This window comes from Variovorax sp. J2P1-31 (assembly GCF_030317215.1).
Classification (GTDB): Bacteria; Pseudomonadota; Gammaproteobacteria; order Burkholderiales; family Burkholderiaceae_C; genus Variovorax.
The window spans coordinates 95333-109962 of the sequence record NZ_JASZYA010000003.1 but is presented as its reverse complement, the minus strand read 5'-3'; the positions used below and the strand labels follow the sequence as shown (position 1 = coordinate 109962).

The window sequence follows — 14630 nt, the reverse complement described above, 5'->3', positions numbered from 1 at the left end:
ATGAAGATCTTGATTTACAGCTCGGTGTTCCACCCGGCCATCGGCGGCATCGAGAACCTCACGCTGTCGCTGGCCCAGGAGTTCGTGAAGTCCGGTCACGAGGTCAAGGTGGTCACCGAACAGGTCCAGAAGAAGAATGCCCCGCTGCCGGGCATCGAGGTCGTGCATGCCTCCAGCAAGTGGGCCCAACTCAAGCTCTTCTTCTGGAGCGACGTGGTCTACATGCCCAACATCACCCTCAAGGGGGTCTGGCTGTTCCTGTTCAACCCCTTCAAGAAGTGGGTGGTGTCGCACAACGACTTCCACCTGATCAACTCCCATGGCCCCAAGGCCCGCCTGAAGAACATCGCGATCAAGGCCGCGGCGACCAACATCGCGGTCAGCCACAGCGTGGCGCGCGCCCTGACCGTCGATTCGACGGTGGTCTACAACTGCTACAAGGACGAGGTGTTCCGCCTCTACCCTGACGAGCCCCGGAACATCGACTTCCTGTTCGTGGGCCGCCTGGTCTCGCAGAAGGGCTGCGAGATGCTGATCGAGGCCTGCAGCCGGCTGCGCAAGCCCTTCCGGCTGAACATCGTCGGCCATGGATTCGAGTACGAGGCGCTGAACGCCAAGGTCCAGCGCCTGGGCCTGGGCGACAGCATCGGCTTCCTGGGCTTCATGCGGGACGAGGAACTGGCGCGGACCATGAACCGCCATCGCGTGATGATCGTGCCGTCGATGGGGCCGGAAGGCTTCGGCATCGTCGCGCTCGAGGGCCTGGCCTGCGGCTGCAAGATGGTGGTGGCCGATGCGGGCGGGCTGGCGGAGGCGGTCGACGGCTTCGGCGAGGTCTTCCCGATGGGCGACGTCGAGGCGCTCACCAAGCTGCTGCAGCGTTCCCTCGACGAGCGCGACAGCGACCCGATGTCGAACGCGAAGGTGGCGTACCTGCGCGACCGCTCCACCCGGACCGTGGCGCAGAAGTACCTCAACCTGTTCGCCTGAGCGGCATCGCCGCGCTGGCCCTCACCCGGGACCCGGAAACATGTTTGCGCACCAGAGCATCGAGGACATCCGCCTGCCGGAGAAGACGTTGTGCCTGACCTACGACGACGGTCCCGGGCCCGACAGCGCCGAGATCGGGCGCTTCCTGCAGGAGCGGGGCATCCGCGCGACCTTCTTCGTGGTGGGCAAGTTCGCGGTCGAGCACCCGGAGATCCTGGACCGTCTGCATGCCGACGGCCACCTGATCGGCAACCACACCTACGAGCACCCCGACCTGCCGTACTACGTCTCGGTGAACGGCGACGTGCGCGACCAGATCATCCGCACCAACACCGTCATCCAAAAGTACAACGCCGGCAAGCCGATCTACTTCCGGGCCACCTACGGCAAATGGTCGCCCGAGGTGGCGAAGGAACTCAACGTCGACATCCGCAGTTCGTTCCGGCACGTGGGCCCCGTCTACTGGGACATCGCCGGCATCGACTGCCACTACTGGAACCTGGGCAAATCGGTGGAGGAAACCGCCGAGGCCTACCTGGCGGACATCCAACAGAAGGGCCGCGGCGTGGTCGTGATGCACGACGGCACGGCCGACATGGACACCGTCGCGGCCAAGAGCCGCACGCTGGCGCTGACGCGGCTGTTGATCCCGCGGCTGCAGGCGCTGGGCTACCGCTTCGTGGGCCTCGACGAGATCGACGATCCGCAACTGACCTCGCCGGCCGCCGACACCTTCGGCCTCAAGGGCCAGAACGGCCGCTTCCTGCACTACGAGGATGCGGACACGGCCACGCTGAGCTGGTCGGGCGGCAGCGCCGGCGCGGACGGCAGCCAGTTCGTGCTCGAGCAGCGGCCCCGCGGCAAGGTGGCACTGCGCACGGCCCAGGGCCGCTACCTGCGTGTGGACCCCGATGCCGACCAGACGGTGCGGCTCAGCGAGAAGGCCGACGTCTATGCGCTGTTCGACAGCATTCCGGTCAGCGCGTCGGAGCTGATGCTGCGCTCCCACAACGGCAACTACCTGGCGGCGGAGAACAAGCGCGGCGGCCTGCTGCGGGCGAACGCGCCCTTCATGCGGCAGGCCTGGCGCATGGCCTACGTGCCCGGCACCGGCGCGCACATCCCGCCGGTGAGCCTGGCGCGCAGGCTGCAGAACTTCAAGAAGGCGGCCCTGTTCGTCAAGTCCAAAGTGCTCCAGTCCTGAGCCTGCGGTGCGCCTGCAACAGGCCTCCCGGCGCGGCCCTTACACTCCCGGGTGTCACAAAATCGTCATCACAGTGACATCCGTACTGTTTAAGGAGCCAACGTCATGTTCGGCAAGCTGCTGCCCCGAGAGGGCAATTTTTTTGAGATGTTCAACCAGCACGCCGAGCGCATCGTCGAGGCCGCGCGTGCATTCGAGAACCTGGTCACCAACTACAACGACGTCCATCTGCGCGAGCAGTACAACCGCGACGTGGACAACGCCGAGCGCGCGGCCGACCGCGTCACGCACGACGTCAACCGGCTGATCCACAAGACCTTCATCACGCCCATCGACCGCGAGCAGATCCACAAGCTCATCAACACGATGGACGACGTGGCCGACCTGATCCAGGACTCGGCCGAGACCATGGCGCTGTACGACGTGCGCCACATGACCGACGAGATCGTGCGCCTCACCACGCTGAGCGTGAAGTGCTGCGACCGCCTCAAGGACGCCGTCAAGTTCCTCGGCAAGATCGCCGACCCGGCGGTGGCCGAGGCCGTGCTCAAGACCTGCGAGGAGATCGACCGCCTCGAGTCCGATGCCGACCGCGTGATGCGCAGCGCCATGAGCAAGCTGTTCCGCGAGGAGCCCGACGTGCGCGAGGTCATCAAGCTCAAGGCCATCTACGAGCTGCTCGAGACCATCACCGACAAGTGCGAGGACGTCGCCAACGTGATCGAGGGCATCGTCCTCGAGAACTCCTGACACGCGGGGGCTCATGGCAACCGTACAGGTAGGCCTGTGGGTCGTGGTGCTGCTGGTGCTGCTGGCGATCGCCTTCGACTTCATGAACGGCTTCCACGACGCGGCGAACTCGATCGCCACCGTGGTTTCGACCGGGGTGCTCAAACCCGCGCAGGCGGTGGCTTTCGCCGCCTTCTTCAATCTGCTGGCGATCTTCGTCTTCCACCTGAGCGTGGCGGCGACCGTCGGCAAGGGCATCGTGCAGCCGGGCATCGTCGACGTGCACGTGGTGTTCGGCGCGCTCATCGGCGCGATCACCTGGAACCTCGTGACCTGGTACTACGGCATCCCCAGCAGTTCCTCGCATGCGCTGATCGGCGGCATCGTGGGCGCGGTGATGGCCAAGTCCGGCGCCAGCGCGCTGGTGGCCGGCGGCATCTGGAAGACCGTGGCCTTCATCTTCGTGTCGCCGCTGCTGGGCTTCCTGCTCGGCTCGCTGATGATGGTGGTGGTGGCCTGGGTCTGCCGGCGCGCCACGCCTTCGCGCGTGGACCGCTGGTTCCGCCGGCTGCAGCTGGTGTCCGCCGGTGCCTACAGCCTGGGCCACGGCGGCAACGACGCGCAGAAGACCATCGGCATCATCTGGATGCTGCTGATCGCCACCGGCCATTCGTCCACCGACGCGCCGCCCACCTGGACCATCATCAGCTGCTACGCGGCGATCGCGTTGGGCACCATGTTCGGCGGCTGGCGCATCGTGAAGACCATGGGCCAGAAGATCACCAAGCTCAAGCCCGTGGGCGGCTTCTGCGCCGAGACCGGCGGCGCGCTGACGCTGTTCCTGGCCACCGGCCTGGGCATCCCGGTGTCGACCACCCACACCATCACCGGCGCCATCGTCGGCGTGGGCTCGGTGCAGCGCGCGAGCGCGGTGCGCTGGGGCGTGGCGGGCAACATCGTCTGGGCCTGGATCTTCACGATCCCGGCGGCGGCCTTCGTGGCGGCGATCGCTTACTGGGTGAGCCTGCAGATCTTTTGAGACCGTGGGCGGAGCGCGCCGCCGTGCGTGCCTCCGGCCTTGCGTTCCGCGAAGCAAGAAAAATCTTCGCAAGAGACGGGATTCGGAAGGCAATCTTCATTCCCAAAAGATTTTCTGGCTTCCCATGACCGGCTGCCGGCACCTCGGCAGCCTGCGCGGGTCAACCCGTGACCCGCGTCGAGCGCATGCCCGCGTTCGTGGCCGTGCTGGGCCTTCGGTAGGATTGAGAAGGCCCATAACCTGCCGAACCGCACCATCAATCTGCTGATCCAGTGGATTCGGCAGCGCGGCAACAAGATGCCCGAGCGCCGTCGCACCGCGTCGGAGCTGGCCGACTTGCGGCGCGAGGTGATCCACGGCATCGAGGCGATCGTGGCAGAGAGCTTCAGTGCGGCACCGAATGCCGGCCGCTGATCTGTCATGTGCCCGGCCGTGGCAGGGCGCTCAGCGGTGGTCCGTCGAATGGATCTGCAACGCCTCGAGGAAGCGCGAGACCATGTTGTAGGCGGCGATGGTCGCGGTCAGTTCCACCAGCTGCTGCGGCGCGTAGGCCTCGGCCACGCTGGCGAAGACCGCGTCGTCGACCTGCACATTGCGGGTCATGGCGTCGGTGTAGGCCAGCACGGCGCGCTCGGTGGCGTCGAACAGCGTGCTGTCGGCCCAGTGCTCCAGCGCGTCCAGCTTCTCGGCCGGCACGCCTTCCTTCAGCGCGATCGGGATGTGCTGTTCGGCCTCGTAGGGTGCGCGGTTGATCTGCGCCACCCGGATGATGACCATCTCGCGGACCGCGCCCGACAGCGTCGACTGCTGCCGGATCGCGGTGAGGTAGCCCAGCCAGCCTTGCGCCACGGGCGGGCTGTGCAGCAGCATCTGGTAGAGGTGGAGGATGCTGCCGCGCTCGGCCACGATGCGCTGGGCCAGCGGGCGCGTGGCCTCGTTGTCGGTGTCGGCGTAGGGGATGCGTGCCATGGGTTCTTTCGGTGGAGGGGGGTCAGTCTGCCGAGACGATCTTGCGCTTGACCAGGTCGGCCATGATGTCCGAGTCCTTGCGCACGCGCGCGGCGAAGACCTCGGGGCTGCTGTTGACGATGTCGAAGGCGTTGTCGGCGAAGCGGCGCTCCACCTGCGGGTCGTGCATCACCTCGCGCATGGCCTTGAGGATCTTCTCGCGCACCGGCTCGGGCAGGCCTTTGGGGCCGACCAGGCCGATCCAGGTCGGGAACTCGAAGCCCGGGATCGATTCGTTCATCGCCGGCACCTCGGGCAGCTGCTTCGATCGGCCCGGCGAGCTGACCGCGATGGCCTTGACCTTGCCCGCCTTGACGTGCGGCAGCATCACCGACAGGCCCGCGAAGGCGAAGTCGATGTGCCCGCCCAGCAGGTCGGTCAGCAGCGGCGCGGCGCCCTTGTAGGGCACGTGCGTGGTCTGCAGCTGCTTGATGATCGACAGTTGGGCGCTGTTGACGTGGCCGGCCGAAGCGGTGCCCGCCGAACCATAGGCCGTGCCCGGATGGGTCTTGAGGTAGTTGACGAAGGCCTCCAGCGTCTTGGGCGGCAGGTCGTTGCGCGTGACCAGGATCTGCGGCGTGGTCACCAGCAGGCTCAGGTAGTCGAAGTCCTTGAAGGTGTCGAAGGGCAGGTTCTTCACCGTGTGGTGGTTCACCGCCTGCGAATCGAGCGCGAGCATCAGCGTGTAGCCGTCGGGCTTGGCGCGGTAGAGCTCTCCCGCGCCCAGCGTGCCGCTGGCCCCCGGCTTGTTCTCCACCACGATGGCCTGGCCGAGCCGCTCGCCCAGCGCGTTGCTGATGGTGCGCGCGGTCTGGTCGACCGCACCGCCCGGCGCGAAGGGCACGATCAGCCGGATCGGCTGGCTGGGGTAGGGCGCCTGCGCCCAGCCCGGGAGCGGTGCGGCCAGGGTGGCGGCCATGGCGCCGGCGATGAGCAGTCTGCGGTGGATCATGTGTTGTCTCTCTTGGATCTTGTTCTGGATGGATGGATGGCGGCGTCGCTCAGCGCGTGGCGGCCACCAGGCCGCCGTCCACCACGATCTCGGTGCCGGTGATGTAGCGGCTCTCGTCGGCCGCGAGGAACAGCGTGGCGTGGGCCGTGTCCCAACCGGTGCCCATGTGCTTCATCGGCACCTGGTTGTCGCGGTGCGCGGCGAAGCCCACGGCATCGCCCTGGGCGTACTTGGCGGCCAGCCCCTCGAACAGCGGCGTGTGCATCAGGCCCGGCACCACGCAGTTCATGCGGATGCGCTCGGGCGCATGGATCACCGCGCTGGTGCGCGTGAAGTGCATCAGCGCCGCCTTGGCCGCCGCGTAGCCGACCTGCGGCTTGCCCACGTAGCGCAGGCCGGCCACCGAGGAGATGCTGACGATCGAGCCGCCGCCCTGGCGCTGCATGTGCGGGATCACGTGCTTGCAGGCCAGGAAGGCGCCCTTGAGGTTGACCTGGAACTGCGCGTCCCACACCTCTTCGTCCATGTCGACCGGCCCGCCCGGCTGCGACACGCCCACGTTGTTGACCAGGATGTCGATGCGGCCGAAGCGCGCGATGCAGTCGGCCACGGCCTGTGCGACCTGGTCCGAACGGGTGGCGTCGCAGCGCTGCACCACGCCCTCGTGGCCTTCGGCTTCGATGATGTCCAGTGTGGCCTGGGCGGCCTCCAGCTTGAGGTCGGTGCCGAACACCTTCGCGCCCTGGCGCGCGAACAGCACCGCGGTGGCGCGCCCGTTGCCCCAGCCCTCGGCCACGGCCCCGCAGCCCATCACCAGGGCCACCTTGTTCTTCAGATCCAGCACGTCGTCTCCTTGTCGAAAGGCACGGCGGCAGTGCCGTGCTTCGAGGCATCGTAGGGAGGCAGAATTGATCTGTGAAGTTCTTTTGATCTATGGATTGATAGACTGGAGGAATGAATGTTTCCCCCCGGCAGCTGCGCATGTTCCTCGCGCTCACGGCCTCGCTGAACTTCAGCCGCACCGCCGAGCAGTTCTTCGTCACCCAGCCTTCGCTGAGCAAGGCCATCCGCGACCTCGAGGAGGAACTGGGCCTGCGTCTGTTCGAGCGCAGCACGCGCAGCGTCAAGCTGACCGAGAGCGGGGAGCGGCTGGCGGCGTTGGCGCGCGGCGTGATCGGGGAATTCGACGCCGGGCTGGAGCGCCTGCGCACCAGCGCCGAACGTGCGTCGAAGCAGCTCGCGATCGCGTCGCTGCCCTCGCTGGCCAACGTGCTGCTGCCCGCGGCCTGCAGCGCGCTGGAGACGCGCTACGGCGACCCGCGGATCACCATCCACGACTGCTCCAACGCCGCGTCGATCCAGCGGCTGATCAACGGCCAGGTCGACTTCTCGGTCGCTTCGGTGGCGCCTTCGCACCCCGACGTGCGCTACGAGGAGATCCTGCGCGACCGCTTCGTGCTGCTGTCGTCGGCGCGGTGGCACGCGCGGGTGGCCGAGCGCATGCACCTGGACGACCTGGTCGAGTTGCCGCTGATCAGCATGACCGACTCCAGCACCGCCATGCGCTACATGAGCGCGGCCTACCTGCAGCGCGGCATCGAGTTCCGCCCGAAGATGCAGTTCGACCAGGTGGGCACCATCGCGGGTTTCGTCAAGCAGGGCCTGGGCATCGCGGTGCTGCCCTATCTGGGCACCACGCCGCTGCTCACCCTGCGTGGCCTGCGCGTCAGCGAGATCGTCGACGGGCCGGTGCGCTCCGTAGGCATCGTCACACGCCGTGCCGGCACGCCGACGGCCATCGCGCAGCAGGCGATGCAGGAGGTGCGCACCGTGGCGGGCGCGCTGATCGCCCGGCAGTCGGCATGGGTGCTGCCGCCGTCGGCGCGCCGCACACGCCCCCGGTCGCCCTGATGGTGCTTGCGGCCTTCGATGCCTTGCCGTAGAGTGAAATATCGGTCGGCGTCGTGGTCGAGGGGCGCGCGGAGGTCTGCACGAAGCCGCATGTGCTCTTGGCCCCGCCGGAGCGTTTCGAGCGGCCTGCGCACCCACGCGGAATCCGCCCGTCGGTCTAGATGCGTACACGCATTTGCATTGCGACATGTCTTTGGAGGAGATCGCATGATCACCGTCACCGCCATGAAGTGGGCCCCGCCCTTCGCGTCCGGCCAGGTTCGCGACCACCGCGTCCGCTGGATCCTGAACGAGGTCGGCTGGCCTTACGAGGTCCGGCTGGTCGATGCACCGACGATGAAGTCGCCGCCCTACCTGGGCAGCCTGCAGCCCTTCGGACAACTGCCCGTGTTGGAAGAGGACGGTCGGCCGCCGATGTTCGAGAGCGGCGCCATCGTGCTCGACGTCGCCATGCGCTCCGGGCGCTGCATCGGTGGCGAAGGAGCGCCGGAGCGGGCAGCGGCCATCCAATGGGTCGTCGCCGGCCTGAACTCCGTCGAGCCGTTCCTCTTCAACGTCGCGGAGGTCGAGTACTTCATGGACGACGAGGCCGCGAAGGCCGCCCGAAAACCCGTCGTCGTGGCGCTGGCGAAAGAGCGCCTCGCGATGCTGGAAAAGGCGCGAAACGGACGCGCGTGCTTCGTCGGCGACGCGTTCACGGTCGCCGATCTCATGTTCGCCTCGATCCTCAAGATCGCCCGCAGGCTCGACCTGTTAGGCGAACTGCCGGCGCTGGCCGCATGGCAGCAGTCGATCCTGGCCCGCCCGGCGCACGCCAAGGCCGAGCAGGACCAGATGGCGGAGATTGCCCGCCACTCGGCCGCCGACATGCGCTACGACGCGCTGCGGCGCTGAGGCCGCCCAGGACTAACGCGGAACCGGCCTTGCCGCGTTGGCGTCGCCACGCAAAGAGGAGGTCGAAGCGACACGCAGTGCGCGAGACAAAAGCCCAGGGCTACCGCGGAACCGGCTTCGCCGGGCCGCGCGTAGCGCCCCCGGTAGGGGGAGGGAGGAGCGACACCCAGTGCGCGGAGCCTGGGGGCGAGCCCGACTACTGCGAGATCTTGCGGCCTTCTTCGACCTGGTGCTCGAAGTAGCGCTGGAAGCTGAAGGCGATGCTCGCCATCAGCACCGTGCTGCCGATCAGCAGCGAGATCACGACCGCGCCGATGGTGATCCAGCCGGTGCGGCCGGGCGCGGCGTCGGCCGGGGCCGAGGCGTTGAAGCGGGCGTTCCACTTCTCCGGCGTCGTCAGGCCGTAGACGATGGCCGTGAGCGCGCAGCCGGCAATGGTGAAGCCCAGCAGGGGCACCAGCGCCCAGCTCAGGCCGTCGTCCAGGCCGTACATGCGCGCCCGCTCGATGCCGTAGAGGCCCAGCGCGGTCGGGATCGGCAACAGCCAGCCCAGGGTGTCGCCCAGCCCGTGCAGGTAGAAGCGGTGCAGGCCGAAGGGCCCGCCCAGGAAGGCGAGCCAGGCGGCCAGGGTCTTGTTCTTCATTCGGTCTTTCGTTTATTCGGGTGCGGTGCTGCTGCCCAGGCCCAGCGACTTTTCCATCAGCACCACGTCCAGCCAGCGGCCGAACTTCCAGCCACAGTCCTTGAGCACGCCCACCTGGGTGAAGCCCTGCGCGCGGTGCACGCCGACCGAGCCGGCGTTGCCCGAGTCGCCGATCACCGCGATCAGCTTGCGCACGCCCACGGCCTCGGCCGCCTGCGACAGCGCGGTCAGCAACTGCGAGCCCACGCCCTGGCCGCGGGCGGCCTCGGCCAGGTAGATCGAGTCCTCGGCCGAGAAGCGGTAGGCCGGACGCGGCTTGAACCAGTTGCAGTAGGCGAAGCCCAGCACCTGGCCGTCGCGTTCGGCCACCAGGTAGGGCAGGCCCTTGGCCAGCACGTCGGCGCGGCGCGCGGCCATGTCGGCCTCGCTCGGGGCTTCGGTCTCGAAGGTGCCGGTGCCGGTGAGCACGTGGTGGGCGTAGATGGCGGCGATGGCGGCGACGTCTTCGTCGCGGCTGGGGCGGAGGATCAGGGTCATGGGGCGGCGCAGGCGTTGCGCGGACGGGACGGGAAGGGCGAAAGCATACGCAAAAGCACCTGACTGCGGCCCATTGGCACAGATAACTGCCGGCGAAAAAAGCCTGCGCGCTATAATCGTGGGCTTTTCAGCGTGTCGCTGGCCGGGTGGCCATGTCGCGTGTCTCGACGCTGGAAGAACTCTGTGGGCGACCCTTTCGGGTTTGCTGCACCACCCGAAGGATAAATCATGGTCGTCATTCGACTCTCCCGCGGCGGCTCCAAGGGCCGTCCGTTCTTCAACATCGTCGTGTCGGACAAGCGCGTTCGCCGCGATGGCCGTTTCATCGAGCGTCTGGGTTTCTACAACCCGACCGCGAAGGAAAACGAAGAAAGCATCCGTATCGCTCAGGACCGCCTGACGTACTGGAAGAGCGTTGGCGCCCAAGCGTCGCCGACGGTCGACCGCCTGATCAAGCAAGCTGCTGCCGCGGCGCCCAAGGCTGCGGCCTAAGCTGCCAGCCAAGGCGATGCTGCCCACACTCGAAGCCGCCGATCTGCCGGCGGATGCGATCGAGGTCGGACGCATCGCCGATGCCTGGGGCATCAAGGGCTGGTTCAAGGTCCTGCCCCACAGCGCCCAACCCGAGGCGCTCTTCTCTTCGAAGCGCTGGTTCATCCAGCCTTCCGGACCGGTGAATGCGCCTGCGCGCACCGGCGCCTTCCGTCTTGCGATCCGCGAGGCCAAGGAACATTCCGACTGCATCGTCGCGACTTCGCCCGACGTGCCCGACCGCAATGCGGCCGAGGCGCTGCGCGGCGCGCGCGTGTTCGTCCCGCGCTCGAGCTTTCCCTCGGCCGGCGACGACGAGTACTACTGGGTCGACCTGATCGGCCTGAACGTGGTCAACCGCGAAGGCGTGGCGCTGGGCACGGTGCGCGAACTGCTCTCGGGCGGATCGCAGACCACGCTGGTGCTCGGGTACGAGCAAGACGGCAAGCCCGTCGAGCGCATGGTGCCTTTCGTCTCCGCCTTCGTCGACAAGGTCGACCTGGCGGGTCGTCTGATCACGGTCGACTGGCAGCCCGATTACTGAGTGCGTCGTCGCCATGCGCTTCGACATCCTCACGCTGTTCCCTGAACTGTTCGCGCCGCTGCTCACCAGCGGCGTGACGCGGCGCGCCTACGAATCGAAGCAGGTCGAGGTGGTGTTCTGGAACCCGCGCGACTTCGCCGAAGGCAACTACCGCCGGGTCGACGACCGCCCCTTCGGCGGCGGCCCGGGCATGGTGATGATGGCCGAGCCTTTGTCCGCCTGCCTCGATGCGGCGCTGGCCGCGCGCGGCGCGCCCGCGCCGGTCGTGCTGTTCTCGCCCATCGGCGAGACGCTGCGCCATGCGGCCGTCGAGACCTGGGCGGCGGGCGAGGGCGCGGTGCTGGTGTGCGGCCGCTACGAAGGCATCGACCAGCGCTTCATCGACACCCGTGTCACCCACCAGATCAGCCTCGGCGACTTCGTGCTCTCGGGCGGCGAGATCGCCGCGATGGCCTTGCTCGATGCGGTCACGCGGCTGCAGCCGGGCGTGCTGGGCGACCAGGCCAGCCATGTGCAGGACAGCTTCAACCCCGCGCTCGACGGCCTGCTCGACTGCCCGCACTACACGCGGCCCGAGCACTGGAACGGCCAGGCCGTGCCGGCCCCGCTGCTGTCGGGCCACCATGTGCAGATCGAGCGCTGGCGGCGCGACCAGCGGCTGGCCATCACGGCCGCGCGGCGGCCCGAACTGGTCGAGGCGGCGCGCGATGCCGGCCGGCTGACCAAGGCCGATTTGGCTGCGCTGCAAAAAAAGCTATAATCCGCGGTTCCCCGATCCTCTGTCTGGCCGCGCTTCGGTATTCGTCCGGTTCCTTCGTGAATCCGCGACAGCCAAAAGCGCCTTTTGTGCAGCCCACACGATCGACTATCAGGAAATCATGAACCTCATCGAAACTCTCGAGCAGGAAGAGATTGCCCGCCTCGGCAAGACCATCCCTTCCTTCATGCCCGGTGACACGGTCATCGTCAGCGTCAACGTCGTCGAAGGCAGCCGCAAGCGCGTGCAGGCCTACGAAGGCGTGGTGATCGCCAAGCGCAATCGCGGCCTCAACAGCGGCTTCACGGTGCGCAAGATCTCCAGCGGCGAAGGCGTGGAACGTACCTTCCAGACCTACAGCCCGCTGATCGCCGGCATCGAAGTCAAGCGCCGCGGTGACGTCCGTCGTGCGAAGCTGTACTACCTGCGCGAGCGCAGCGGTCGTTCGGCACGCATCAAGGAAAAGCTGCCGGGCAAGCGCAACACGCCGGCCGCTGCTGCACAGTAAGCAGTCGCCTTGTCGTGAAAAAAGCCGCCGTTACTGGCGGCTTTTTGCGTTGGCGCGCAGCTTGCGTGCAGCGCATGGCCTATGTTCGATGGATGCCACCATCGCCTCTTTCGTATCGTCCCGGAGAAGCTTTTTGACCCCTCCCTCTGTCGCCCTGGAATCCGTCGATCCCGTCGAGCCGATCAATGCCGTGTCGCGGGCCGCCTTCGAGCCCCGCGATGTGCCGGTGATCCGCGTCGACCGCGATCTGCCGGCGGTGGCGGCGGAGCGGTTCACGGCGCAGGCGCTGCGCGCACGCTTCGCGCGCCCGCCGGTCTGGGAGCCCGAACTGCGCCGCGAGCCGCGCATGGGCAACCGCGCGCCCGCGCAGGCGGCCGTGCTGGTGCCGATCGTGATGCGCGAGAAGGAGCCCATGGTGCTGCTGACCGAGCGCGCGACGCAGATGTCCACGCACTCGGGCCAGGTGGCGTTTCCGGGTGGCCGGGTCGATCCGGAAGACGCCAACATCGCGGCCGCCGCCTTGCGCGAGGCCTGGGAAGAGGTGGGCCTGTCGGCCGACTACATCGAGGTGCTGGGCAGCTTGCCAACCTACACCACCGTCACCTCGTTCATCGTCACGCCGGTGATCGCGCTGGTGCGGCCGGGCTTCCAGCTCACGCTGAGCCCGTCGGAAGTGGCTGATGCCTTCGAGGTGCCGCTGTCGCACCTGATGAACCCGGCCAACCACCGGCGCCATGCGATGGTGGGCGAGGGCCTGAACGCACGCCAGTGGTTCTCGATGCCCTACCAGGACGGTGCGCAGGAGCGCTTCGTCTGGGGTGCGACGGCGGGGATGCTGCGCAACCTCTACCGCTTCCTCGTGGCTTGAGAAGGAAGCGCACGCGGACCTCATGAAGGCCCGCGTGAATCCGTCAGCCTTGTTTGGCCTGGTGGAAGCGCTCGAGGAACGACACCAGCTTCGCATCCTGCGGCCGGTTCATGATGGCCTCGGCCGGGCCGATCTCCGCCATCACGCCGTCGCGCATGAAGCCGATGCGGTCCGACACGTTGGCCGCGAAGGCCATCTCGTGCGTGACCAGCACCATCGTCATGCCCTCGGCCGCCAGTTCGCGGATCACCGACAGCACCTCGCCGACCAGCTCGGGGTCGAGCGCCGAGGTCGGTTCGTCGAACAGCATCACGGCCGGTTGCATCGCCAGCGCGCGGGCGATCGCCACGCGCTGCTTCTGTCCGCCCGACAGGCGCGCCGGATGCTGCTGCGCCTTCTCGGCCAGGCCGACCTTGCCCAGCAGCGTCATCGCCAGGGCCTTGGCCTCTTCGACGCTCTTGCCCTGCACCTGCACCGGGCCTTCGATGATGTTCTGCAGCACCGTCATGTGCGGGAACAGGTTGAAGTGCTGGAACACCATGCCGATGTTGGCGCGCAGCGCCGCCAGCTTGTCGTCCTTGGGCGGGCGGGCGCCGCCGCTGAAGGCGAAGCGGTGGCCGCTCACCTCGAGCTGCCCGTCCTCGGGCATCTCGAGCAGGTTCATGCAGCGCAGGAAGGTCGACTTGCCCGAGCCGCTGGCGCCGATCAGCGTGACCACTTCGCCGGGCTGCACCGCGAGCGACACGCCCTTGAGCACATGGTGGTCGCCGAAGGACTTGTGGATCGCCGTGGCCTGCAGGATCGGCGCGGAGGAAGAGGAGGTTGGAGGGGTCGGCATCACTTGGAGGCTCCCAGGCGGCGCTCGACGCGGGTCGCGATCAGGGTGAGCGGGAACAGCACGGCGAAGTAGATCACCGCGATGGTGGTGTAGACCTCGAGCGGCCGGTAGCTCGCGCCGGTGATGACCGAGCCCTGGTAGAGCAGGTCGCCCACCGCCACGGCCGACACCAGCGAGGTGTTCTTGAGCTGCATGATGGTCTGGTTGATCAGCGAAGGGATCATCAGCGGGAAGGCCTGCGGCAGGATGATGCGGCGGAAGATCTTGCCGCGGCGCATGCCGATCGCGCGGCCGGCTTCCCACTGGCCGCGGTCCACGGCCTCGATGCCGCCGCGGAAGATCTCGCTGTAGAACGCGCCCGCATAGAAGGACAGGGCCAGGAAGCAGGCGGTGGTGGCCGACATGTCGACGCCGATCAGCACCGGCAGCGCGTAGTAGGCCCAGACCAGCTGCACCAGCAGCGGCGTGCAGCGGAAGATCTCGGTCCAGATCTGCAGCGGCACCGTGACCCAGCGCGTCATGGTCGGGTTGCGCAGCACGCCGGTGATCAGGCCCAGCACGAGGCCGACCAGCACCGTGCTCACGGTGAAGGCCAGCGTCACGCCCAGCCCGCGCCAGATCAGCGGCAGGTAGGGAACGAGGGACCCGAAGTCCCAGGCGTAGGAAGCGTTGTCCAT

At 67.5% G+C, this 14630-nt stretch carries 18 protein-coding genes; 11 read left to right on the top strand and 7 right to left on the bottom strand.

The annotated features are described in order from the left end of the window. The 4 genes from QTI20_RS20435 (at window position 1) to QTI20_RS20420 (ending at window position 3962) form a co-directional block, all read left to right on the top strand. Window positions 1–990, top strand: coding sequence for a glycosyltransferase family 4 protein (locus QTI20_RS20435; RefSeq protein WP_286554703.1), 990 nt, complete (start codon window positions 1–3; stop codon window positions 988–990). A gap of 40 nt (window positions 991–1030) precedes the next feature. Then, complete coding sequence (locus tag QTI20_RS20430) at window positions 1031–2194, top strand: polysaccharide deacetylase family protein (protein ID WP_286554705.1); 1164 nt, start codon at window positions 1031–1033, stop codon at window positions 2192–2194. A gap of 105 nt (window positions 2195–2299) precedes the next feature. Beyond that, a complete protein-coding gene (locus QTI20_RS20425; RefSeq protein ID WP_183024729.1) occupies window positions 2300–2944 on the top strand; it encodes a DUF47 domain-containing protein in 645 nt (214 codons plus the stop codon). 13 nt (window positions 2945–2957) lie between these two features. After that, window positions 2958–3962 carry an inorganic phosphate transporter gene (locus QTI20_RS20420; protein WP_286554707.1) on the top strand — a complete coding sequence of 335 codons (1005 nt, stop codon included), beginning with the start codon at window positions 2958–2960 and terminating at the stop codon, window positions 3960–3962. A gap of 444 nt (window positions 3963–4406) precedes the next feature. Here the strand turns inward: QTI20_RS20420 and QTI20_RS20415 are convergent, their stop codons facing one another. From QTI20_RS20415 to QTI20_RS20405, 3 genes are read right to left on the bottom strand one after another with little or no spacing between them, the layout of a single operon-like run. Next, on the bottom strand, window positions 4407–4931 hold the full coding sequence (locus QTI20_RS20415) for a carboxymuconolactone decarboxylase family protein (RefSeq protein ID WP_286554709.1): 525 nt from the start codon (window positions 4929–4931) through the stop codon (window positions 4407–4409). A 22-nt stretch (window positions 4932–4953) separates the two neighbouring features. Beyond that, a complete protein-coding gene (locus QTI20_RS20410; RefSeq protein ID WP_286554711.1) occupies window positions 4954–5922 on the bottom strand; it encodes a Bug family tripartite tricarboxylate transporter substrate binding protein in 969 nt (322 codons plus the stop codon). Window positions 5923–5971: 49 nt separating this feature from the next. Continuing rightward, window positions 5972–6766, bottom strand: coding sequence for an SDR family NAD(P)-dependent oxidoreductase (locus QTI20_RS20405; protein WP_286554712.1), 795 nt, complete (start codon window positions 6764–6766; stop codon window positions 5972–5974). A 110-nt stretch (window positions 6767–6876) separates the two neighbouring features. On the opposite strand from QTI20_RS20405, the gene QTI20_RS20400 reads away from it, so the two are divergent. Both QTI20_RS20400 and QTI20_RS20395 read left to right on the top strand, forming a co-directional pair. Further along, window positions 6877–7833 (top strand): LysR family transcriptional regulator, encoded by a 957-nt coding sequence (locus QTI20_RS20400; RefSeq protein WP_286554713.1) that lies wholly within the window; start codon window positions 6877–6879, stop codon window positions 7831–7833. Window positions 7834–8040: 207 nt separating this feature from the next. Continuing rightward, a complete protein-coding gene (locus QTI20_RS20395) occupies window positions 8041–8727 on the top strand; it encodes a glutathione S-transferase family protein (protein ID WP_286554714.1) in 687 nt (228 codons plus the stop codon). 196 nt (window positions 8728–8923) lie between these two features. Here the strand turns inward: QTI20_RS20395 and QTI20_RS20390 are convergent, their stop codons facing one another. After that, the gene (locus tag QTI20_RS20390; protein ID WP_286554716.1) at window positions 8924–9370 is read right to left on the bottom strand and encodes a TM2 domain-containing protein; all 447 of its coding nucleotides are present in this window, start codon (window positions 9368–9370) and stop codon (window positions 8924–8926) included. Window positions 9371–9382: 12 nt separating this feature from the next. Further along, on the bottom strand, window positions 9383–9907 hold the full coding sequence (locus QTI20_RS20385; protein WP_286554718.1) for a GNAT family N-acetyltransferase: 525 nt from the start codon (window positions 9905–9907) through the stop codon (window positions 9383–9385). A gap of 228 nt (window positions 9908–10135) precedes the next feature. On the opposite strand from QTI20_RS20385, the gene rpsP reads away from it, so the two are divergent. From rpsP to QTI20_RS20360, 5 genes are all read left to right on the top strand, one after another. Further along, window positions 10136–10399, top strand: a complete 264-nt coding sequence (gene rpsP, locus QTI20_RS20380; RefSeq protein ID WP_140843145.1) for a 30S ribosomal protein S16 — start codon at window positions 10136–10138, stop codon at window positions 10397–10399. A 16-nt stretch (window positions 10400–10415) separates the two neighbouring features. Next, on the top strand, window positions 10416–10982 hold the full coding sequence (gene rimM, locus QTI20_RS20375; RefSeq protein WP_286554721.1) for a ribosome maturation factor RimM: 567 nt from the start codon (window positions 10416–10418) through the stop codon (window positions 10980–10982). Window positions 10983–10995: 13 nt separating this feature from the next. Beyond that, complete coding sequence (trmD, locus tag QTI20_RS20370) at window positions 10996–11742, top strand: tRNA (guanosine(37)-N1)-methyltransferase TrmD (protein ID WP_286554722.1); 747 nt, start codon at window positions 10996–10998, stop codon at window positions 11740–11742. A gap of 118 nt (window positions 11743–11860) precedes the next feature. Further along, window positions 11861–12247 carry a 50S ribosomal protein L19 gene (rplS, locus tag QTI20_RS20365; protein WP_183024746.1) on the top strand — a complete coding sequence of 129 codons (387 nt, stop codon included), beginning with the start codon at window positions 11861–11863 and terminating at the stop codon, window positions 12245–12247. A gap of 133 nt (window positions 12248–12380) precedes the next feature. Continuing rightward, on the top strand, window positions 12381–13115 hold the full coding sequence (locus QTI20_RS20360) for a CoA pyrophosphatase (RefSeq protein ID WP_286554724.1): 735 nt from the start codon (window positions 12381–12383) through the stop codon (window positions 13113–13115). Between the two features lie 43 nt (window positions 13116–13158). Here the strand turns inward: QTI20_RS20360 and QTI20_RS20355 are convergent, their stop codons facing one another. Both QTI20_RS20355 and QTI20_RS20350 read right to left on the bottom strand, forming a co-directional pair. Beyond that, on the bottom strand, window positions 13159–13953 hold the full coding sequence (locus QTI20_RS20355) for an amino acid ABC transporter ATP-binding protein (RefSeq protein WP_286554726.1): 795 nt from the start codon (window positions 13951–13953) through the stop codon (window positions 13159–13161). Beyond that, window positions 13953–14630: an amino acid ABC transporter permease gene (locus QTI20_RS20350; protein WP_183024749.1), complete on the bottom strand. Its 678-nt coding sequence runs from the start codon at window positions 14628–14630 to the stop codon at window positions 13953–13955. The genes QTI20_RS20355 and QTI20_RS20350 overlap by 1 nt, the downstream gene beginning before the upstream one ends.

What these genes read in the sequence shown, in the direction of transcription:
- rimM (WP_286554721.1), top strand. Translation starts at nt 10,416, where the DNA reads ATGCTGCCCACACTCGAAGCCGCCGATCTGCCGGCGGATGCGATCGAG.
- QTI20_RS20435 (WP_286554703.1), top strand. Translation starts at nt 1, where the DNA reads ATGAAGATCTTGATTTACAGCTCGGTGTTCCACCCGGCCATCGGCGGC.
- QTI20_RS20390 (WP_286554716.1), bottom strand. Translation starts at nt 9,370, where the DNA reads ATGAAGAACAAGACCCTGGCCGCCTGGCTCGCCTTCCTGGGCGGGCCC.
- QTI20_RS20400 (WP_286554713.1), top strand. Translation starts at nt 6,877, where the DNA reads ATGAATGTTTCCCCCCGGCAGCTGCGCATGTTCCTCGCGCTCACGGCC.
- rplS (WP_183024746.1), top strand. Translation starts at nt 11,861, where the DNA reads ATGAACCTCATCGAAACTCTCGAGCAGGAAGAGATTGCCCGCCTCGGC.
- QTI20_RS20415 (WP_286554709.1), bottom strand. Translation starts at nt 4,931, where the DNA reads ATGGCACGCATCCCCTACGCCGACACCGACAACGAGGCCACGCGCCCG.
- QTI20_RS20395 (WP_286554714.1), top strand. Translation starts at nt 8,041, where the DNA reads ATGATCACCGTCACCGCCATGAAGTGGGCCCCGCCCTTCGCGTCCGGC.
- QTI20_RS20385 (WP_286554718.1), bottom strand. Translation starts at nt 9,907, where the DNA reads ATGACCCTGATCCTCCGCCCCAGCCGCGACGAAGACGTCGCCGCCATC.
- QTI20_RS20410 (WP_286554711.1), bottom strand. Translation starts at nt 5,922, where the DNA reads ATGATCCACCGCAGACTGCTCATCGCCGGCGCCATGGCCGCCACCCTG.
- trmD (WP_286554722.1), top strand. Translation starts at nt 10,996, where the DNA reads ATGCGCTTCGACATCCTCACGCTGTTCCCTGAACTGTTCGCGCCGCTG.
- QTI20_RS20430 (WP_286554705.1), top strand. Translation starts at nt 1,031, where the DNA reads ATGTTTGCGCACCAGAGCATCGAGGACATCCGCCTGCCGGAGAAGACG.
- QTI20_RS20425 (WP_183024729.1), top strand. Translation starts at nt 2,300, where the DNA reads ATGTTCGGCAAGCTGCTGCCCCGAGAGGGCAATTTTTTTGAGATGTTC.
- QTI20_RS20355 (WP_286554726.1), bottom strand. Translation starts at nt 13,953, where the DNA reads ATGCCGACCCCTCCAACCTCCTCTTCCTCCGCGCCGATCCTGCAGGCC.
- rpsP (WP_140843145.1), top strand. Translation starts at nt 10,136, where the DNA reads ATGGTCGTCATTCGACTCTCCCGCGGCGGCTCCAAGGGCCGTCCGTTC.
- QTI20_RS20420 (WP_286554707.1), top strand. Translation starts at nt 2,958, where the DNA reads ATGGCAACCGTACAGGTAGGCCTGTGGGTCGTGGTGCTGCTGGTGCTG.
- QTI20_RS20350 (WP_183024749.1), bottom strand. Translation starts at nt 14,630, where the DNA reads ATGGACAACGCTTCCTACGCCTGGGACTTCGGGTCCCTCGTTCCCTAC.